At 60.7% G+C, this 19,846-nt stretch carries 13 protein-coding genes; 8 read left to right on the top strand and 5 right to left on the bottom strand.

All coding sequences use genetic code 11. The annotated features are described in order from the left end of the window. Positions 1-50: 50 nt before the first annotated feature. The 3 genes from N688_RS13380 (at position 51) to N688_RS13365 (ending at position 6,548) form a co-directional block, all read left to right on the top strand. Positions 51-653, top strand: a complete 603-nt coding sequence (locus N688_RS13380) for a Dps family protein (protein WP_052889747.1) — start codon at positions 51-53, stop codon at positions 651-653. A gap of 246 nt (positions 654-899) precedes the next feature. After that, positions 900-2,201 carry a GTPase ObgE gene (obgE, locus tag N688_RS13375; protein WP_052889746.1) on the top strand — a complete coding sequence of 434 codons (1,302 nt, stop codon included), beginning with the start codon at positions 900-902 and terminating at the stop codon, positions 2,199-2,201. Positions 2,202-2,570: 369 nt separating this feature from the next. Further along, entirely contained in the window at positions 2,571-6,548 is a 3,978-nt protein-coding gene (locus N688_RS13365) for a tetratricopeptide repeat protein (protein ID WP_052889744.1), read from the top strand. Positions 6,549-6,693: 145 nt separating this feature from the next. Here the strand turns inward: N688_RS13365 and N688_RS13360 are convergent, their stop codons facing one another. The 3 genes from N688_RS13360 to N688_RS13350 all read right to left on the bottom strand — a co-directional run bounded on the left by N688_RS13360 (position 6,694) and on the right by N688_RS13350 (position 11,695). Next, complete coding sequence (locus N688_RS13360) at positions 6,694-8,796, bottom strand: MraY family glycosyltransferase (protein WP_052889743.1); 2,103 nt, start codon at positions 8,794-8,796, stop codon at positions 6,694-6,696. Between the two features lie 226 nt (positions 8,797-9,022). Further along, a complete protein-coding gene (locus N688_RS13355; RefSeq protein ID WP_052889742.1) occupies positions 9,023-10,594 on the bottom strand; it encodes a UDP-N-acetylmuramoyl-L-alanyl-D-glutamate--2,6-diaminopimelate ligase in 1,572 nt (523 codons plus the stop codon). Positions 10,595-10,648: 54 nt separating this feature from the next. Then, positions 10,649-11,695: a queuosine 5'-phosphate N-glycosylase/hydrolase gene (locus tag N688_RS13350; RefSeq protein WP_052889741.1), complete on the bottom strand. Its 1,047-nt coding sequence runs from the start codon at positions 11,693-11,695 to the stop codon at positions 10,649-10,651. A 285-nt stretch (positions 11,696-11,980) separates the two neighbouring features. On the opposite strand from N688_RS13350, the gene N688_RS13345 reads away from it, so the two are divergent. The 4 genes from N688_RS13345 to N688_RS13330 all read left to right on the top strand — a co-directional run bounded on the left by N688_RS13345 (position 11,981) and on the right by N688_RS13330 (position 16,764). Beyond that, complete coding sequence (locus N688_RS13345; RefSeq protein ID WP_052889740.1) at positions 11,981-12,181, top strand: hypothetical protein; 201 nt, start codon at positions 11,981-11,983, stop codon at positions 12,179-12,181. A gap of 76 nt (positions 12,182-12,257) precedes the next feature. After that, positions 12,258-13,304, top strand: a complete 1,047-nt coding sequence (locus tag N688_RS13340) for a polyprenyl synthetase family protein (protein WP_162179559.1) — start codon at positions 12,258-12,260, stop codon at positions 13,302-13,304. Between the two features lie 37 nt (positions 13,305-13,341). Beyond that, complete coding sequence (locus N688_RS13335; RefSeq protein WP_052889738.1) at positions 13,342-16,269, top strand: sensor histidine kinase; 2,928 nt, start codon at positions 13,342-13,344, stop codon at positions 16,267-16,269. Positions 16,270-16,488: 219 nt separating this feature from the next. Then, entirely contained in the window at positions 16,489-16,764 is a 276-nt protein-coding gene (locus N688_RS13330) for a MarR family transcriptional regulator (protein ID WP_052889737.1), read from the top strand. On the opposite strand, the gene N688_RS13325 is transcribed toward N688_RS13330, so the two are convergent. Next, positions 16,745-17,515, bottom strand: a complete 771-nt coding sequence (locus tag N688_RS13325) for a sigma-70 family RNA polymerase sigma factor (protein WP_081838823.1) — start codon at positions 17,513-17,515, stop codon at positions 16,745-16,747. The two genes, N688_RS13330 and N688_RS13325, sit on opposite strands and share 20 nt — an antisense overlap. 753 nt (positions 17,516-18,268) lie before the next feature. On the opposite strand from N688_RS13325, the gene N688_RS13320 reads away from it, so the two are divergent. Further along, on the top strand, positions 18,269-18,571 hold the full coding sequence (locus N688_RS13320) for an anti-sigma factor family protein (protein WP_052889736.1): 303 nt from the start codon (positions 18,269-18,271) through the stop codon (positions 18,569-18,571). Between the two features lie 385 nt (positions 18,572-18,956). Here N688_RS13320 and N688_RS13315 read toward each other — a convergent pair whose 3' ends face one another. Further along, entirely contained in the window at positions 18,957-19,679 is a 723-nt protein-coding gene (locus N688_RS13315; RefSeq protein ID WP_052889735.1) for a cytochrome c biogenesis CcdA family protein, read from the bottom strand. Between the last annotated feature and the right edge of the window lie 167 nt (positions 19,680-19,846).

Genomic DNA, 19,846 nt, shown 5'->3' with positions numbered 1-19,846 from the left:
TCGTGAGCGAACGCCTGAGCTTGAGGATCAGGAAAGGAAAGGTTGGGCATATGACGACGCGCACGCATACTACTGGTAAGACAGCATTTGAGGGTCAGCCGCGCCTGAAGCAGCGCATGTACGAGATTCAGACGCCCCAACAGGTGCGCCAGCTCCCGATTGAGCTGCCCGAGGAGGCTCGCAAGCAGAGCATTACCATGCTCAATCAGCTGCTGGCCGACACCATCACGCTCTATCACCTCTACAAGAAACATCACTGGCAGGTAGCCGGTCCTACTTTCTATCAGCTTCATCTGCTCTTCGATAAGCATGCTGAGGAGATCCTGCAGACAGTTGACCTGATCGGGGAGCGTATCCAGATGCTGGGAGGCGTAGCCCTCGGTATGCCTTTCGATGTCGCCGAGCGCACGCGAATTGAACGCCCCCCCACTGGGGCCGAGAGTGTCCCCTCTATGCTGGCCCGCCTGCTGGAGGCTCATCGCACAGTGATTCAGGGCCTGCGCCAGGGAATCGAGCTAACGGAGCAACTGAAAGACTATGGCACCAACGACATGTTGATGTCTGATATTCTTCGAATGCATGAGATGCATGTCTGGTTTATCTCGCAGCACCTGGTCGATACTCCCCTGAGCGGCGAGGACGGTATGGCCTGACCCTCAGACGGTGGAGGGGCAGCCCCGACATCGTGAACCTTGTGAGAGATAGCAGCAGCGCCAGACTCGAAGGGCAACCGCGAGTCTGGCGCTGGCTTGTTTTTGGGGGCGTGACAGGTTGAACAGACAAGGGGCTGGCCTGGCCCCCTTTTCCTGCAACGCGCTTTGTGCTATAGTATAACACTGCGTTATAACCCAAGGCTAAGGCAAGCAAAGCAATACCTGTGCTGTTGCAGGATGGCATCTATGTTCTACGATCGAGTCAAGATCTTTGTCAAAGCTGGGGATGGAGGCAGCGGAGCGATCCATTTTCGCCGTGAGAAGTATGTACCGCGTGGGGGGCCAGACGGAGGCGATGGTGGGCGAGGAGGGAGCGTCTATCTGCGGACCAGCGCGGCAGTCAATACCCTAATTGAATATCGTTATCATCAGCATTTCAAAGCTGGTAACGGGCAGCCTGGCAGGAGGCAGCGTATGCACGGTGCCAGCGGTGAAGATATCGAGCTGATTGTGCCCTGTGGCACGCTGGTCAGGGATGCCGAGACCAGGGAGCTGTTGGCAGACCTGGTAGAGGATGGGCAGCGGGTGATGGTGGCGCGTGGTGGGCGTGGGGGCCTGGGCAACGTTCATTTTGCTACCCCAACCAATCAGGCGCCGCGCGAAGCTCAGAACGGTGAGCCGGGCGAGGAGCGCTGGCTCGTGCTGGAGCTGCGGCTGATTGCCGATGTGGGGCTGGTCGGTTATCCGAATGCGGGCAAATCGACGCTCCTCTCGGTCGTCACGGCGGCCCGGCCCAAAATCGCCGATTATCCCTTTACCACCCTGACACCGAATCTGGGCGTGGTCCAGCTAGGCCAGGCTGGCAGTGCCGACCTCCTGAGCTTTGTGCTGGCCGATATTCCGGGCCTGATCGAGGGAGCGGCCCAGGGGGCGGGCCTGGGACTGGAGTTCTTGCGCCACATCCAGCGTACGCGCCTCCTCATCCATCTGCTTGATGGCGCTGCTGAAAACGATCCCTGGGAGAATTTCCTGGCGATTAATCGCGAGCTGGAGAGCTACGATCGCCAGCTCGCGCGCCGCCCACAGATCGTGGTGCTCAACAAAATGGACCTGCCCCAGGCACGGGAGCGCTGGCCGGCCCTCAAGCAGCGACTGGAAGATGCCGGCTATCCTGCCTTTGCCATTTCGGCAGCGGCCCATCAGGGAACGACCGAGCTGATGCAGGCCGTGGCTCGGCGCCTGGAGGAGATCAAGCGCGAGGAGCAGCGGCAGCAAACACTGGCTGCTGAGCCTCCTGTGCAGGGCCCTGTCTTGCGCCCACTCCCAGAAGATGCCTTTACCATTAGTAAAGAGGACGGCGTCTTCGTTGTGCGAGGCAGGCGTGTCGAGCGAGTTGTTAGCATGACGCGCCTCGATAGTAGAGAGAGTATGAACCGTCTGCAGGTAACTCTAGAGAAGATGGGGGTGACTCGTGCTTTAGAAGAAGCCGGCGTTCAGGTGGGTGATGTGGTACGCTTCGGCAAGATTGAACTCCTCTGGGGTGAATAGCCAGGTCGGAGGCTTCGGGCCGTGCTGGCCCCGGCTCGCTGTGAAGGCCGTTGGGGTAGGGGCGGGGTGGAAGTGAAAGTGGGGGCTGGACGGTCCCCGGCCTGTCCCTGGTTGGGGGCCTGAAAGAGCCTGGGCGAGAGGAGAGAGAGGTGGTCTCGACGGCGCTGATTCTTGCCGGACAGGGCTTGCACCTTCTACAGAGCATCCCTGATGCGACCCTGGCACCACCGATCTCGTCTTTCAGATGCTGCTTTCTGTGCTATACTTTAAGATTGAAGCAGAGCACTTTTATAATGGCTGAAGCCTTTCTCCAAAAAGTCCGCGTCGTAAAGCGCGCTGCCATTATGGAAGAGAAGAGTGACCGCACAGATGGGTGAGACACTAAACATACTCTTTCGCACCCGCACTGAGGGCGGCTTTTGCGTAGAGGTCCGAGATAACTGGTCCGGGAAGAGTGTCGAAGGCGACTTCGTTCCCCCGTTTACTTCGCGCTCCCTTACCATGCTACTGAAGCGCCTTGATCGCCAAGAGATCGATGGGCAGGGTCAACGCGAAATCGGTGAGCGGCTCTTTGCGGCCCTCTGTGGCTGGCTGCCTGGTAGGTCGGGACGGGCGAGCGCTCTCCCTGCTGGTGCTCGTGAGCGGGCTGAATACGTTGGCGGCCTGCTACAGAGCGTGATTCAGCGCACCCTCCGCCGTCGTGGCACAGTAGCGCTCACCCTTAGCTTTGCTCCTGGCTGTGATGAGTTCATTCCCTATCCCTGGGAGCTATTGCACAACGGAGACTATTTCCTGGTGGCCACTGGCGTCTTTACCCTGACCCGCATCCTGCTGCGTCCCGACGAGCCAGGAGGTTGTGAGCTGCCGGTGCATCCACCTTTGCGCGTTCTCTACATTGGAGCAGCTCCTACTGACGGGGAGCCGCTGGAGATCGAGCGCAGCTACGATGCCTTGCGCCGTGGTCTGGCGCGTCTCGTGGAGGCCGGCCAATTGATTCTTGACCGTCTGGAGCCGTGCACCTTTAGCGAGCTGGTGCGTTATCTCAATGCCTATGGCGGTGCTGGCATCCTGGACGACAGCGAAGTACAAATCCCCTGCTATGTCGTCCACTTTGATGGCCACGGCGATTATGGGCGCGTCTGCCCACGCGAGGAATGTGGGGCCTTCAACGAGCCTGACGAGCGGCGCTGTCGAGCCTGCGGTACCTCGCTGGCGCGCGTCAGTGCTCAAACCTACCTCTGTTTCTGTGATGAGCAGGGAAAGCGCTGCTACATCGATACTCACTCTCTGCGTGAACTGCTCGTCACTAGCGATGTGCGCCTGGTAGTCCTGGCAGCCTGCGAAACGGCGCGTCTGGAGCGTGAGCGCTCCCGTCAGCGGCAGGTGGCGCTGGACAGCTCGCTGGCCACGGCCCTCGTCACGGCTCAGATCCCGGCGGTCGTGGCGATGCCCTTCTTGCTCCAGGACAATCTCAGTCCGGTCTTCATCTACCATTTCTATGAGGCTCTGGCGAGCGGTCGCACCCTAGAGGAAGCCCTTTCCCGTGCTCGCCATGCTTTGCTCTCTCCCTACCACAATGGCTGGTTTATCCCGGTCCTCTATCGGCACGCCCGTCCGGGCTGTGAGGATCCGGTACCTCTGCTGGCCCAGGAGGAAGAGGCGGAAGAGCATGAGCTGGCCCTGACAGATTTCCCCATCCCGACTTGCTTTGTAGGGCGCGAGCGCGAGATAAAAGAGCTGACCCAGCTGATTACCGCAGCGGCGCAGACCGGGGAAGAACCTTCTGATTTGCGCCAGCAACAGCCACGTGCGAATCTGCGCCAGATTGTGCTGACTGGTCCGGTTGGGATCGGCAAAAGCGCCCTGGCCTTTGAGGTGGCGCGGCGCAACCGCGACAAGTTTCCGGGCACCGGGGGCGTCATAGGCATTTCGCTCCAGGGAGGAAAAACCTTTGCCGAGGCCGTCGTCGAGATGGCTCGCGCCTTCCCCGACCTGGCCAGACGCTTGCAGCTGATCCCGGATCTGCGTCAGCGAGCGCGTCATCTACTCAATGCCTTGCATGCTCGCACGGATCGCGGACTGCCCTGTTTGCTGCTCATCGATGGCTTTGAGGAAGTGACCGATCCGACTGAGTCAAAGCTCTGGCTGCGCTTCCTTGGTGAGCTGCCCGAGCGAGTTGTCGTGCTTTTGACCTCGCGCTCCCATCCAGCCACGCTCGGTCTGCAGGAAGGGGCCGCCTGGCGTTGGTATGAGTATCCTATCGGCAAGATGACCGATGAGGACCTGCTCCGCCTCTTTAGCGAGCTGGCGGCTCAGAGCGGCCTGGGCAAGCGCATTCACCTGGACGATCCAGTCCAGCAAGAGATTCTGCGTGAGATCTGCACGCTCCTGGATGGTTATCCGTTAGGCGCAGAGCTGATCTTTGGCGCCGCCCGCTCCATCGGCGGCAAAGTCTTTACGCCCGAAGCAGCCACGCGCTCGCTCGAAGAGATCCGCGATGAGCTGCGTGAGACACCCCTGGCGGGGATCTGGGCCGCCCTGGAGGTGGCCTATCTGCGTCTCTCGCCCGCAGCGCGTCTGCTCCTCTCCTATCTCTCTGCCTTTCGTCTGCCCTTCAGGGCCAATCAAATCAGCATGCTGGTAGCTCCCCATCATTCCCAGAGAGCGGCGCTCGATCTCGCCCTGGTCTCCCCTGCCATGCCTGCTGCCGAGTCGCTGGAAGAGCAGACAAGGTCGGCAGGCGAGCCGTGCGGAGCTGGGGCAATAGTTCCCTGCGAGCTCGCTACCAACTGGCGGGCCGCCCGTGATGAGCTGGTGCGCGCTTCATTTATGGGTTTCGATGGGAGGGCCTACAGCATTCACCCGCAGGTACGCAATTTTGCCCTCTCCTACCTCCCTGCTGAAGAACGTCGCCGCGTGCATCGGGTAGTCGCGGCCTATTACCTGGGGCTACCCCATCCCAGTCCCGAGGAGTGGCTTGCCGCCTTTGAGCACCTTGTAGGGGCTGAGGAGTTAGAAGAAGCGCTCCGCACAGCAGTACGTGCCTCCTGGGCCTTGTGTGGGCGTGGGTATGCCTTCCAGCTGCTAGCCATGCTGCGTCGGGCCGGCTCTTATGCCGTACGCCTCGAAGAGAAAGCGGGCGAGGGCCAGATCCAATGTTGCTTGGGGGCCATTCTCCGTCAGCTCGGCAGCTATACCGAGGCCGTTGCCTGCCTGAAGCGCAGCCTGCAGCTGCATCAGGAGCAGAATCGGCAAGAAGAGTCTGCCTGGACCTTCTACGAGCTAGCCATGCTGGCTTGTGACGAAGGCAACCTCCGTCAGGCTGCCGACTATGCGGAGCAGGCGCTAGCGAGTTTCGAGCAGGGAGGCAACCCCAAAGGGCGGGCCTGGGCCTCCCTGGTACAAAGCTCAGTCCTGCGTCGCGCTGGACGCTACCGTGAAGCCCTCTCCCGCTGTCGTCAGGCCCTGACGGAGTTGAGAAGCGCTGGCGACCAGGAGGGAGGCGCCTGGGCCTTGCTAGAGTGCAGCCGGATCTGGCAGGCGCTCGCCAACTATCGCGAGGCACAGGCTGCCTGCGAGGAGGCCCAGCGTCTCTTCACCTCTCAGGGACTGCGCACCGGCAGCGCCTGGGCCTTGGCACAGCAGGCCCAACTTGCTCTGGAGCATGCGCACCTCGATGAGGCCGATCAGGCCAGCGCCCTGGCCCTGGAGATCTTTCAGGAGCAGAGCATGCGTCCTGGCGAAGGGCTGGCCCTCCGCCTCAGAGGTGAAGTACGCCACGCGCTCGGCGATTGGGGAGCAGCTCGTAGCTTCTACGAGAAAGCCCTGACCATTTTCACCAGCCTGGGCAACCGTATCGATCAGGCGCAGGTTCTCACCGCCCTGGGCCGCCTGGTACTCGCCGAGGGCGCTCTTCACGAAGCCGGCGAATATTTTGAGAAAGCCCTCTCTCTGGCCAGGGAGCAAGATGCCCGTCACCTGACAGTCCAGGCTCTGCGCGGCCTGGGTGATACAGCACGCCTGTTAAGGGCTTTTCGTGAGGCGCGCACCTCCTACGAGGAGGCGCTGGCGCTCGCAACCGAGCTAGGAACCCCGCTGGAAATCAGCGCTATTCACGAGGGACTAGGCGACCTGGCCTGGACCCAGGATCAGCGTGCCCTGGCGCAGAAACACTGGACTCAGGCCCTCCTCCTGGACCAGCGTCTTGGGCATCCCGCCCGGCGCGCCCTCCAGCAGCGCCTTGAAAGCCTTCTCTCGGAGGAAGGGGGTCAGGTCGATGCTCTGACTGACACGGCAGCGCTCATTGCCCTTGAAGAGCAAGCCGACCCCGCCTCAGAGGCTTCCTGAGCCAGAAAGGCAAGGGCGACAACTGGCGACACGCAAAAGCAGCCATCGCCGAGGCTCAACAATGGCCTGGGATGCCGTTCCTCGACGATGGCTGGGCTGGCAGAAAAGGCGCCAGCAGAGCCAGACTGAAGCGGTCCGACTCACCTTACGAGAGATGCTGCTGTGAAGGATGGCTGGAGCGTGCGCCGCGGTGCAAGAAACGCTGCAGCCAGCCCAACGGCGAGTGTGCGCGTCTCTCCGGGTTCGGGGCCTTGCTGCTCCCAATCGAGGCCTGCTCTCGCCCGCCTGCGCCTGTCATCGCAGCCAGGCGTCTTGCATCTGGTGCGCTATGGCCGTTGTGGGAGGTTTCCAGGCGATGGTCACGTGGAAGCGCCTCCGATGCCAACCTCTCCCCTCCCGAAGCTACCTGACGCTCCGTGGCCTCCTCAACCGACTTACTCATTGGCTGCGGCCAGGATTCCTGCACAGCCTCCGCCTCTGTACCGCTCACTGGCTCATGCGGATTAGGCACATCTGCCGGACCAAGATTTCCCGTGATCAGCGGTGGCTCCTGATGTCTCAGCAGGTCCTCTCGCTTAATTGGCTGCGTCTCCTGCTTCTCCAGGGCCAGGCGACTGTCCAGTTCCTCCAGCAGGCGAGCAATGGCCGGGCGCAGGGCCCGGTTGCTGGCGGGAATTCTGGTCCATTGTGCCAGGGCCGCGGGATAATAGCCAGCGCGGTAGCAATAGAGGCCGAGCATAGCGCGGGCATCGAAGATGGTCATGCGCTGCCAGAGCGCCAACTCCTCAGCCGGCGTCTCGATGACATCCTCACTGGCCTCGATCACCTCCACCAGGTGGTAGAGCGGAATACCCATAATACGATAGGGGAACCCATAGTAGAGAGCCAGGCGCCGGCGGCGCGAACGCTCAGGGGGATGCTTCCCCACAAAGTAGCGCCGAGTCCACGAACCACTGGACCAGACGATCCAGGCCAGGAGCAAAACCAGGATACGGCCCAGGTAACGCTGCCAGGTTTCAGGAGCAAGACCGACCATCACCCCGAGCACGGCAAAGCAAGCGCCCAAGGCCCAGGCCCCATAGACCAGACGGCGCCGATCCCAGCCCAGCAGATCGAAATGGTGATGCAAGGGCGTGGCCAGGAAAGGTCGGGGAAACTCCGTATGAGGAACAAACTCGCGCGTACTGGCGAAACGCAGTATGTGTAGCTGGCGACGATAAAAGCGCGTAATCAACCGGGCAGAGAGAGCCGACAGCCCCTCCAGGACGAAGGCGGCGCCCACCAGGAAGAGCAGCGTCTCCTGACGATCGAAAATGGCAATCATTGCCAGCAAACCGCCCAACGCCAAAGCCCCGCTATCGCCCATATAGATCTGCGCCAGGCGTTTAGAGCTGCTACGCCGCCCGCGTGCAGCCCAGGCTGACGGCCAGTTCCAGGGAAGATAGCCGAGCGTACTGCCGGCGCAGAGCAGAGAGAGCACCTCGACCACCTGGCCCTCGGGGCGGTCAATAATACCGGTGGTCACGATGCCGAAGGCCAGCGCCGCACTAAAGACCAGGCCACCAGCCAGCCCATCCAGCCCATCGCTAAAATCCACAGCCAGAGAGGTCACACTCCCGGTCACGCCGGTCATCAGCACCAGGAAGACCAGCCAGGCATAGTAAGCCAGCTCACCCGGATGCAGCGCACAAGCGCTCATCTCGGGACTGGCATTTGGGCAGATCAAATGGCCGATAATGGGGAGTCCAATATAGGGACTGTAGGACTCCGGCCCCTTTGGCGTCAGGAAGAAATAGCACGCTCCTGCGGCCACCGACAGCACAAACAAGCTCGTAAACTTCGCCCGTTCTGAGAGGCCCTCATTGCTATAGACCTTGTGCCAGTCATCGACCAGGCCGATCAGCATAAAGCCGAGCGTAGCGCCCAGGCCGATCAGCAGGAGCGTCCACTGCTCGCCAGAACGGAAGAGCAGGTAGCCAGCGACCAGGCCCGTGATCAACATGGCCAGCGTAAACGAAGGCCCGCCGACCAGAGGTAGCTCAATGGTCTTAATCTCGCGTCCGCTGGCCGGGAGATCCGAGCGCAGGTCGGAACGGTGGTGGCCAGGTTTGTGCTCGCCGCTGCGGAACTTAGGAAAGAGCAGCCTGGCGATACCGCAGAAAATCAGGCTGAGTAGTGCCGAGACCACAAACGTCAGAATCAAAATAGCCGGCACCAGATAGGCATCAGGAATAGCTGGTAGTCCCATACGATTTACTCCCCCGGGGCGAAAAGAGGCCCGGACACCATGCTGGCTAGCCTTGGTTCAAGCGAAGCCTGCTGATCTCTCTCCACCCGCACGATTGTTCTGCAGTGATTGGCTCTGTCTATCGTGATAAAAGAAGCAGAAAGCAAAAAACATAGGCTTATCAAACGGGCTATCGCATCGATAACAAGCACAGGCGCACTCCATCGCTGAAGGATAGGCTAAACGGCTAGAGAGTTGAGCTACTGCGGTCATAACCGAGCCGTTGCAGCTCTTCGAGTGCCACCTGTCGCTCATTCCAGGGCAGCTTCTCGCGACCAACGATGATGCTCTGCTCATGGCCTTTGCCAGCCAGCAGCACCGTATCGCCGGGGCGCGCGGCGACCAGAGCGGTAGCGATTGCCGTCCGGCGATCCGCGATGCACAGAAAATCGCGGCCCTCCTGCTTTCCGGCGGCTATTGCCCCTTCGGCGATCTCTCGCAGGATTTTCAGACGATCTTCTTCCCGCGGATCTTCATCAGTAATAACGAAGAAATCCGTCATTTGGGCGGCCACGGTGCCCAGGGCCGGGCGTTTGTGGACGTCGCGCTCGCCGGCGGAGCCGAAGACCAGCAGCAAGCGGCCTGGAGTCAGAGGGCGGAGCGTTGCCAGCACCTTCTGCAGGCTATCGGGCGTATGGGCGTAGTCCACGATCACAGAGAAGGGCTGGCCAGCGACCACATGCTCCATGCGTCCGCTCACGCTACGAGCGTGCGCCAGGCCCTCAGCGATCTGGGAGGGGCTCAGTCCCAGGTGGTAGGTCGCCGCGATTGCTGCCAGGCAATTGCTCACATTAAAGCGACCCACCAGAGGCGTGGTCATAGGAACAGGCTGGCGCTCGTGAGGAAAGCGGACGGAAAAGCGCGTGCCAGCGGCCCCCAGCTCCAGCTCCGTCACCTGGAAACTCGCGGGCGTATCGATTCCGTAGTCCAGGACCGGGGCGCGGCAGAAAGGCAACAAGAAGGCGAAGCTACTATCGTCGCGGTTCAGCACAGCGGCGGCACGGGTTGGCAGTGCCTTCTGGCGATCGGGGTCCAGCATCTCGAAGAGGCGGGCCTTGGCCCGGCGGTAGTTCTCGACGGTGCCGTGGAAGTCCAGATGCTCCGACGTAATATTGGTGACCACCCCCACATCAAACTCGCAGCCGCGCACGCGAGCCAGCTCCAGGCCATGAGAGGTGGCCTCGATCACGGCGTGAGTGACGCCGGCGTCGAGCATGCGTCGGAGCAGGGCCTGAATCTCCAGGGCCTCCAGCGTACTCTGGCGAGTGGTATTCTCCCACTCCTCGCCCTTCATCTTAAAATTGGCCGTTGTCATCAGCCCGCTCGCCAGGCCAGCGGTCTCCAGAATCGTACAGATCAGATTACAGGTTGTTGTTTTGCCATCGGTGCCAGTGACGCCAATTGTCCAGAGCTGGCGAGCGGGGTAGCCATAGAAAGCAGCGGCCAGATCGGCGAGAGCGCTGCGCACCTCGGCGACCTCGATATAAGGCAAAGGAAGAGGAGAGGTAGCGAAGCCCTGCAGCGACTCGCCAAGGGCGGCCACTGCGCCGCGTGCGGCGGCCTCTGTCAGAAAGCGGCGGCCATCGGTATGCGTACCGGGCACAGCAATAAAGAGTGTCCCTGGCTCGACACGCCGCGAGTCATAGGCCAGCTGAGAGACAGGGAGCTGCTCCAGGGCAGCCGTCTCATCTAGAGAGCCAGCGGGGTAGATGGCCCGCGGAGGCGATGGCAGGGCAGCCAACAGCGTCTTCAGAATCATCTTACTCCAGGGATAAACAAGCTCCGTGCAGATCTGCTCTACTAGACAATGCTTCTAGTAATAGATAGTACGAGTCCGGTGATACGGTCGCATATCAGGTATGCGCTGACTGAGCAGCCAGAGCTGCTGATCGATCTCGATCGCCTTCATGGGCAGGCCGCGGGCGACCAGAGCCTGGCGGAGGAGCTCGCAGGCCCAGACCGTGGCCGCGCGGATTTCGACCTCCTCCTCGCAGCCGGCAGGGAGAGGCTCCTGCTGGTCGACCCGTTGGGCCAGAGAGGGATGATACTCCAGCACTCCGAAGTGGCGCAGCAGCTGGGGTAACTTGTAGTCAGCGAAGATGGTCAGCTGGTCGAGATCGTGGAAGGTGCCCCAGCTCTGACCGCGGAAGAGCGCGTGGAGGTCGGCGACGCAGATCTGGGCACGCTTCAAGAAGCGCACCTCGCGCTGACGATAGCGGGCCACATCGCGGAAGGACGGGAAAGCCTCGACGAGCAGCTGCACCAGGCGCACCGCGCTGCCGGCGGCCTGAGCCACAGCCTGAGAGAATTGCCCATCGAAGCGCTCCAAAAGAACGCGCCCGACTTCGTGAACATGGGTCAGGCGCTCCTCAAAAAGTGGGATCTGCTGCTCCTGCTCGCTGCGGAAGATCAGGGCCAGTTCCTCGCGACTCATAGCGCGTAAATAAGCGGCATCCCAGATGGGGCGGCCCTCTTCTACCGCGCGTGTCAGGGCGGCGGCCTCTGCCCAGTAGCCGCTGAGGTGCTCCCCCTGATAGGTGATGCCCCAGCGCGGCTGATTTTTCTCTGGCCAGAAGCAGAAATTGAGCGCATCGAGCAAGAGAATCCAATTCACGCTGCGCTCGCTGCCATCGAAGAAATGGTAGCGATCATAGCCGGCTGATGGTCCCGAGGCGCCCGCTCCTGCCGGGCCGATTAGTTCGGCCCAGCGCTCGCTGAGGGCCTGGATCTGCTCGCTGTTAATCCAGACGTGCTCGCCATCTTCGACCACACAGCGGGTACTGCTGAGCACCCCCAGCGGGTCTGCCCCCACAGGTGGGAGTACTTCCTCTTGGTCAGCGCTTTGGTTCCAATTATGCATCTTCTTTCTGCTCGGATAGTGGTGCCCTCGCTCAAGCGTGAGATTCTGGCGTGCGATCTCTCCCCGATTCTAGCGGCAAGGTCCCCGTTCGTCAATTGCGTTGGGACCTTATGCTGCCGCCGCGCGCCCGCCCTCCCTTCCCCTTCAATTAATAGATACATCTAAATATATATATTCTATGCTCTTGCATTTCTTTTAGATATGTGGTATGCTCTGACGCAGAGCATGCAAAGGCATGCTCTCATAGGAAGTCTCTCTGAAGTGAAGAGAGGGAAGGAGAGTACTGTGGAAGAACAGCAGTTGTGTAAGCTTATCCATCGCCTCTATAACGATGAAAGCTTTCGCCAGGAGTGTTTCAGTGATCTGGAGCGTGTTGCCGCTTCTGAGGATATGGAGCCACTGGTGCTGGAAGTGCTGAAGAAGCTGATTCCGCATCTTGCTCTTGGTACGTCGCTGGGTCCTCCCATGTGGTGGTGGCATCCGTGACGGTGAAGGGAGGGAAGGGGGAGCGATGGAGTGGGGGGCAGGCGGAGGCGCGAGGGAGCGAGGTGAGTCGGGGAGCATGAGCGAAAACGGGGAGACGACAGCCAGGGAAGGGGTTTGTGGGGAGATGCTGGCCTTTCTCTACGGGCGCCTGGAGCGTCTGCTCACCGAGGTGCCTGGGCCGTTGCGCGAGGAGGTAGCCCTGGCTTTGCGTCAGGAGGGCAAGTTACTTGCCTGGCAGGGGGCGGCGTCAGGTGCTGAGCTGCAGCGCTGGGAACCAGGCGAGCTGCGGGAGGGAAGGTGGCCTTTGCTCACTTTCTTGATCGCGCGTTCTCTGGGTCCGGCTGTCGCGCTGGATTACGCTGCTGGGGCCGCTTTGGCGGTGGAGTGTTTGGTCTGTGCCATTGATATCTTTGACGATCTGGTCGATGAAGATCAGACCCCGCTGCTGCAGACTCTAGGCGAGGCGCGTGCCATCAACGTGGCTGCCGCCCTGTTGGCTCTGGCTCAGCAAGCTATTCTGACGGTCGCCTCTGAAGCCAAAGCGCCTGCCAGCGAGCCGCTTCTGCTCTTGAGCGAGCTGCAGGCGGCGAGCCTGGCCTGTCTGGCTGGTCAGCAGCGCGATCTACTCGCGGAAGTCCAGCCGCTGAGCGTCTTTCGACGCGAGGACTGTCTGGCGTTGGCTGCGGCAAAGGCCGGCTCGCTCATGCGCCTGGCCTGCCGTCTCGGCGCCCTGGTTGCTGGAGCCTCTCCCCCCCTCTGCGAACTCTTCACTCGCCTGGGGGAGCTGCTGGGGATTGCGGGCCAGCTCGATAACGATTGTCACGATCTGCATGCCTGGCTGGCTCCCTCCCCGGCAGGCTCCCGGCCAAAGTCCGATCTTCGCCGTGGAAAAAAAACGCTCCCGCTGGTGCTCGCTACCTCCACCGGCTGCTCTCCCGAAGAGTTGCTCGCCCTGCAGCAGGGGGCTCCGATCAGCACCGCTCTCTCCGCCCGCCTCTCCGAGGCGATCACCGCCGCCTGGAGCATCTGCCTGCTCTACCGCGAACGCGCTCGCCTCTGTCTGCAGGCTATTGAGGTATGCCAGCCTCTTCCGCCCGAATTACATCAACTACTCGGATTGTGATTGAAAGGATCTCAGGTGTTCAAGCAAGAGGGAGTGTATGACGAGGACAACGCGCTCGTTTCCGAGAGTTGGGCGTCTGGTGGCGATTCTGGTGCTGGCTCTGGTCTATGTTTTGCTCCTAGGGGGTGACGCCTGGGTCTTTTTCCCGCACAGCGTCTATCTACCCTATGCTTTCCTCCAGTTCGGCGTCTCCGCCCTTGCAGCCCTGCTCTTTCTCGCGGTTGGGACCCTGGTCTGGCTCTATGCTTATCGCCGGGGGGTGGCGCTGCTCTTGCTTTGCTTCTGCGCCTGCATGATGGTGACTTTCCTGGTACAGACTGGGGCTGCCGTAGGTGATATGCTCCTCTCGGTCATCGGCGGGGTGAGCAGTGCCCTCTCGCTGCTCCTCTTCACCACGCTGCTCTTACTCTTTCCTCAGAATATGCTGGCTCCTCCGCCTTCTATGACTACCTCTGTCCAGGCCTGTCGCTCCGTTGGGCATCTGCTGCGTTTGCTCTTGCTCTCGTTGCTGGCGCCGGCCTACCTTGGTCTGGTGGTGCTCTTGAGCTTGCTCGTCACCTGTCATTTGGCCTTCTACGACTGGGGGGCCAGTCCGCGCCTGGCCTGGCTCAACTTCGTCGACTATACCTACTACCTCTTGACGCTGACCGGTATTCTGACCTCGATCGCCAATCTCTACCGGCGCACGGCTACGCTGCGCGAGCAGCAGCAGCGCCGCCTCTTTATGGGGGCTGTGATCCTGGCGTTTGCCCCCTTTCTGCTCTTGAATGTCCTGCCCTGGTGGCTGCATATTCCCCTTCGTGTTGATCCTCGCTTTAGCACGCTCCCGCTGGCGCTTCTGCCGCCGCTGCTGGGCTATTCGATCTTGCGCTACCAGATCCTGGTACTGGACCGTTATATCCGTCGCGTTGTGGCCTGGATTGTGGGCCTGGTCTGCCTGGTGATGCTGGCTTATGCGGTGGCGGTTTTGGCTTTGATCCTGCCTCTGCCGGACCTGCCGGCGCGCACCATGTTGACAGTGGCGCTGATGGCTGTCCTGGCCCCGCTCACCTGGTGGCTGGCCCATATTCTGACGGAGCGTCTCTTCTTTAGCGAGTTGTGCCATTACCGTCGCTTGTTGGAAACCCCTCATCCCTTGGAGAGCGAAGGTGCGACCCTCGATGAGGTGGCCCAGTTAGTGAGTGCGGCGGCGGTCAGTGCCTTTGAGACCCGCGAGGTCTGTCTCTTTGTGCTCGACGATGAGAGCGGCTACTATCGCCTCTGCCCGGCCCTCTCCTACGCCGAACCAGGCGACGAGGTGCGCCTGCGCCTGCTCCGCTGGCTGCTACCAATGGAGCCAGAAGAAGCTCTCGGCGATGATGGCTGGCTGACCCTGACCCCTCTGCTGGTCGAGCGTTTAACTCACGCGCGCTTCCCTCTGCAACTCAGCGAGCTGCAGCAGTCCTTTAGACGCAGCCCTATCGGCCTGGCCCGCTACCTTCAGGTCGCTATTACTCATCAGCAGGAACTCGACCCGTTGCTGGTCCCGGTGCGAGCCCAGGGACGTCTGATCGGCGTCCTGGTGTTGGGAGAACGCGGTGATCATCAGCCCTATGCCGGCCCCGACTTCGAAGCCATTGAGCTGATGCTGGCTCGCTTTACGCCGCTACTGGAAACGGCCCGTCTCTCGGCGCGGGCCAGCCGCCATGCGGCTATGCTCAATGCGCTCTATAGTGTCACCGCCTTGCCTGTAAGCGCCATTGAGACGATCGAGGATGTGGCAGTCAACTATGCAGAAGTGGCTGCGCGCGCTGGCTCGGCTGGAGCTGAGGTCTGGCTCTACGATGAGCAAGAGGCCTGCCTGCGGCGCGTTGCCTATCTGCCTGGCGGGCCACCGCTCTCGCCTGCCCAAGAGCTGAGCTCGCTGCAAGAGGAGGACTGGCGTCCCTGGTTCTATGAGGGGAACGATATGGGGCCAGGGCTGGGCCGCGATCATGCGCTCTCTCCACACATTCCTCCCTGCTTGCCTCAGACTCCGGCCTTCCCTTTCGCCTGGCTCCCTCTCAGACGTGCTCATCATCGCCTCGGCGTTCTGGTATTGACCTATGCGCGCGCTCATCTCTTCTCCTGTGAAGAGAAACATATGCTCGAGATGTTCTCTTCGCAGTGCGCCACTATGCTGGAGAATGCAAAGATCACTTTGGAGCTGCGCGCCGCTTATGAGCAACAGAAGGAGCTTGATCGCCTCAAGGACCAGTTCATTATGACGGCCTCTCATGAACTGCGCACTCCTCTGACGGCTGTACTCGGTTATATAGAATTGCTGAAAGAGTATCACTTGCATCTTTCGCCAGAGGTGCGAGATGACTTCATCGCTCGTGCTCATCGTGGCTGTGATGAGCTGGTGCTGTTGGTCAGCAACATTATGGATGCAAGCCGTGTGCATATGGATGCGGAGCGCCTGAAGCTAGAGGCTGTCGAGCTGCGCAAATCTGTTGAACATGTCGTTGATATTCTGGATGCTCTGAGCAAGCGTGAACGGCATAGCCTGCGCATTCATGTCCCAGTAGGGATCTATGTGCTGGCCGATGAGCTGCGCCTGCGTCAGATCCTGCTCAATCTGCTCAGCAATGCCCTCAAGTATTCTCCGCCTGGCACGGAGGTCGATATCTTTTGTCAGGTCAAAGATCGTTGGGTGACCATTTCGGTGCGCGACTATGGCCTGGGAGTGCCGCGTGAGGCGCAGAAGCATCTTTTTGAGCGCTTTGTCCGACTTGATCGTGATATGAATAGTCCGGTACGTGGTGCCGGGCTAGGACTCTACATCAGCGAGCAACTTGTGCAGGCGATGGGGGGAAAGATTTGGGTAGAGAGCAGCGGCGTGCCGGGCGAAGGCAGCACCTTCTCTTTCACCTTGCAGCATGTCACAGCCCCTCGACCCAGGAGCGAGGCGCCGCGCAGCGTGCGTCGCGAGATGGCCTGTTGAGTGGCAGCGGTGCGCTGAGGCCAGAAGGGCCGGCATGGGCCGAGAGGTAGGCGGATAGGGGGGAGCGCCTGGCGCCAGGGGAGGGTCCTTAGCGAAAACGGTACCTGAATAGCTCCGCCGCAGCGTCTCTTATGAAGAAAAAGCGTGTGGATGTTGCCCACTCGCCTGTTGCCCTACTGTGGAGTCATGCTTCTACTTCGTAGAGGGAGCGCTGTCCTCATGAACGCACTACGTCGAGCAGCTGCTGGTACCGTCACAGCGCGTCAGCGCGAGGTGCTGACCTATCTGGCTCAGCGGGATCACTGGTCAGTCAGCGAGGTGGCTGCCCTGTTGGGCGTCAGCTCGGCGGCGGCCACCAAGGTCCTGACCCGTCTGGAGCGCAAGGGCTTGATCAGACGTGCCTCGAATGCTCTCGACCGGCGCTGTGCAGACATTAGTGTCACTCGCGCGGCTCTCGCCTTATTGCAGGAGGAGACTACGGATGAGAATCCGTAGCCTGATGATCTGCCAGGGCTGACTCTGGGGTGGAGACTGGCCTGGCAGCATCCGCAGGGTCGGCGTAGCTGGCCCTGGTCGAGGTGCTGGCGGCCTCTCCAGCGGTAGTCGTCCTGGCTTCTTTGAGATAGCCGCGCTCCTGGGCATAGCGCCAGAGTGATTTCTGCAGCTGGCGGCGTGCTCGTGAGATGCGGCTCATCACCGTCCCGATAGGGATCTGCAGCGCCTCGGCGATCTCCTTGTAAGAGAGTCCCTCAATATCAGCCAAGATGATCGGCATCCGAAAGTTGGGAGGCAGCTCCATCAGCGCATTATAAACATCTTCATCGAGATAGTGCTGAAGTACCTCTTCTTCGGCGCCGGCAGTGACTTCGTTGCCTGCCAGATCCTTGATGCGATTGTACAGGTAGAACTCTTCCCCCTCGGGCAGCGAGGTGGTCGCCGGGTGGGTTGACTGACGGCGATAGTGGTTGATGGCCGTGGTGTTCAAGATACGAAACAGCCAGGCCCGCAGATTGGTGCCAGGATGGTAGGTGTGAGCAAAGCGAAAGGCTTTAAGCATGGTCTCCTGTACCAGATCTTCGGCCTCCTGGGGATTGTTGGTCATCCGTAGCGCCGTGCGATAGAGGCTGTCAAGCTGGGCCAGGACCCCTGCCGTGAAGTCCTCATGCGGGGGTCCTGGCTTCTGCCCAGTTGTATCGCTTCCGGTAGTCACTGGAGTATTGACAGAAGTGATAGGCTGTTCGGACATGCAAATCTCCCTCTATCCTCTCTCAACCGGACGACCACAGTTGCGTTGTCTCGCGGCTGCGATGGAGTCTGCAACAGGGACAGGAGCAGGATCATCCCTGCTGACAAGCAGGGCAGATCGCTGCCGGAGCTGTCTCCTAGAGGTCTAGGAGGGTACTCCGTGTAGAGGTCGGGCGTATCAGCGGTGGTTCCATTCATTGCGGTCTCACTCTGCGAAGGCTTCTTTTCCGGGCAGAACCTGCCCTTTCAGGCCCATCCTCCTGCACGGAACCGCAGCATACGGTACCTCACTAGACAATAGGCTGTTTCTAGTATAGCCGATAGATCGCTGCTCAAACTAGCCCCTTTTGGTGGAGCGCGACGGAGGGCGAGCGGCGGATCGGCTCCTCGCCAGCGCAGGCGATCCTTTCCCTCACTCACCACACGGCTCAGGCCCGCATTTCGTTCCCTGATCTGTCTGGGCCTGGTGGGCCTGGCCTCTTGCTCGTTCAGCAGCTGAGGACTAGCATAGCGGCCAGTTCCCTGGCCACAGCCCAGCATTTTTCTCTCTTTCCTGGGACAACATACCAGAAAAGGACGACTCGGTCAACCGCTTGAGGGGGACCGCTGCCGCTGGCTGCGCTTAAGCAGGACCTGCCAGAGGAAAGGCAAGGAAGCAATTCCCTGGGGAATGAAAACGCCCTCGCCCTCTGTTAAAATGAACAGATAAGAAAACCAGCCTCGATACTTGAGGAGAGAGAGCGAGTGAACAACCATGAATTGTGTTGAAGCGATAGCTCGTCTCCATCTGTATATCGACCGGGAACTCAGCGCCGAGGAGGTTATCACGGTCCAGCAGCATCTGGCATGCTGCTCGCAGTGTGAGAGCCGTTTTCGCTTTGATGAACGTCTTAGAAGGCTGATTCATGAACGCTGTACGATTGAGCGTGCTCCTGCCCATTTACGTGAGGCAGTGATGCGTATTGCTCAGACGCCCCCCGGTGAGCCTCTGGAGCTTGATCCCGAGCTTGAGATGGAGCTGAGAGCGGATATCGCTCTGGAAGAGCCTGGCGAGTAAGCAGGCTGGCTAAGTGAGTGCGATTCGCTGGTGCACAGGCAAGCCAGGCTATGAGGCTATGATCCCCGCGGACAGCGGCAGTGTCAGTGCCCTGTTCCCCTGTCTTTCCCGCTGACTCTTTGTCTGTCTGCCTGTTAGCGTTGATCCCGTTCGTGGAAGGACTCTTCGTTTGCGATCAGGGCTTCTGACTGACAGAGAGCCTGGTCCTGGCGCAGGAAAGCAAGCCGGCGTGGAGACATCTGCGACCTCTCTCCTGAGTGCCCAGAAAGCAGGATGCAGTTGTCTCCTCACCGGCTGCGTTGCTTTCTCAGTCTCAGCGGGGGCAGCAAGCGAACCAGCCTGCTTCTGCTCGCCTCGCAGTAGGGGGCTGGCTCGCAGGGAAAGCTCAGAGGCTCAGGCCCCAGCTAAAGTAGTGGTTGAGCGCGGGCAGCACGTTGAAAAAGATCGCCAGCCCGGCCAGGGCCATAATGATCCCTGTGGCCACCTCGATCTTCCCTAGATGCGGCTTGAGGAGCTTGAGAGCTGCGCTGACCTGGTTGAGGCCCAATCCGAGCAGGAGAAAGGGCAGGCCCAGGCCCAATGAGTAGCTGAGCAGCAGCAGAACACCCTCGCGCAGGGTCGCGGCATTGGCTGCCAGACCGAGAATGCTGCCCAAAATCAGCCCGACGCAAGGAGTCCAGCCAATGGCGAAGACCAGGCCGATCACGAACGACGCGAGCGGACCGGGGCGCGCTGGGCGGAACTCAAAGCGTTTCTGTCGCGAGAGCAGCGGAAGTTGAAACAGACCCGTAAGATGAAGACCGATAATAACGAGTAGAACGCCACCTATCTCGCGCAGCAGGAGCTGATTGGCTCGCAGGAAGGAGCCGAGGGTGCTGGCTGTAGCGCCCAGAGCGACAAAGGCACAGGTGAAGCCCAGCACGAAAAGCCCAGCATGCAGGAAGGTTGTCAAACGTACTGTCAGGCTGCCGCCTTCGCGGGTCGATTGATAGACGCTCTCGCCCACGAGCTGCGCCAGGTAGATTGGAACCAGGGGCAGGACGCAAGGCGAGAGAAAGGACGCGAGTCCCGCCAGAAAAGCGACGCCGATGCTCACTTGCGATCCCATAGAAGCGTCTTCTCCTCAAGCGACGAAGCACCAGGTTTGGACGGACAGGGTCCGGTCCGATGGCGATCGTTTGACGATCGCTCGTAGTATAGCGAAGATGGGCCAGCCCTGCAAGGTGACCTCCGCCTGGCCGATTGATGGAGGCGAGCCATCTGAGCTGGCGATGC

Source organism: Thermogemmatispora carboxidivorans (assembly GCF_000702505.1).
GTDB classification, from domain to species: Bacteria; Chloroflexota; Ktedonobacteria; order Ktedonobacterales; family Ktedonobacteraceae; genus Thermogemmatispora; species Thermogemmatispora carboxidivorans.
This window is presented reverse-complemented; position numbering and strand designations above follow the sequence as displayed.

Coding starts and splice junctions, on each gene's coding strand:
- N688_RS13380 (WP_052889747.1), top strand. CDS start 51: ATGACGACGCGCACGCATACTACTGGTAAGACAGCATTTGAGGGTCAG.
- obgE (WP_052889746.1), top strand. CDS start 900: ATGTTCTACGATCGAGTCAAGATCTTTGTCAAAGCTGGGGATGGAGGC.
- N688_RS13365 (WP_052889744.1), top strand. CDS start 2,571: ATGGGTGAGACACTAAACATACTCTTTCGCACCCGCACTGAGGGCGGC.
- N688_RS13360 (WP_052889743.1), bottom strand. CDS start 8,796: ATGGGACTACCAGCTATTCCTGATGCCTATCTGGTGCCGGCTATTTTG.
- N688_RS13355 (WP_052889742.1), bottom strand. CDS start 10,594: ATGATTCTGAAGACGCTGTTGGCTGCCCTGCCATCGCCTCCGCGGGCC.
- N688_RS13350 (WP_052889741.1), bottom strand. CDS start 11,695: ATGCATAATTGGAACCAAAGCGCTGACCAAGAGGAAGTACTCCCACCT.
- N688_RS13340 (WP_162179559.1), top strand. CDS start 12,258: ATGAGCGAAAACGGGGAGACGACAGCCAGGGAAGGGGTTTGTGGGGAG.
- N688_RS13335 (WP_052889738.1), top strand. CDS start 13,342: ATGACGAGGACAACGCGCTCGTTTCCGAGAGTTGGGCGTCTGGTGGCG.
- N688_RS13330 (WP_052889737.1), top strand. CDS start 16,489: ATGAACGCACTACGTCGAGCAGCTGCTGGTACCGTCACAGCGCGTCAG.
- N688_RS13325 (WP_081838823.1), bottom strand. CDS start 17,515: ATGTCCGAACAGCCTATCACTTCTGTCAATACTCCAGTGACTACCGGA.
- N688_RS13320 (WP_052889736.1), top strand. CDS start 18,269: ATGAATTGTGTTGAAGCGATAGCTCGTCTCCATCTGTATATCGACCGG.
- N688_RS13315 (WP_052889735.1), bottom strand. CDS start 19,679: ATGGGATCGCAAGTGAGCATCGGCGTCGCTTTTCTGGCGGGACTCGCG.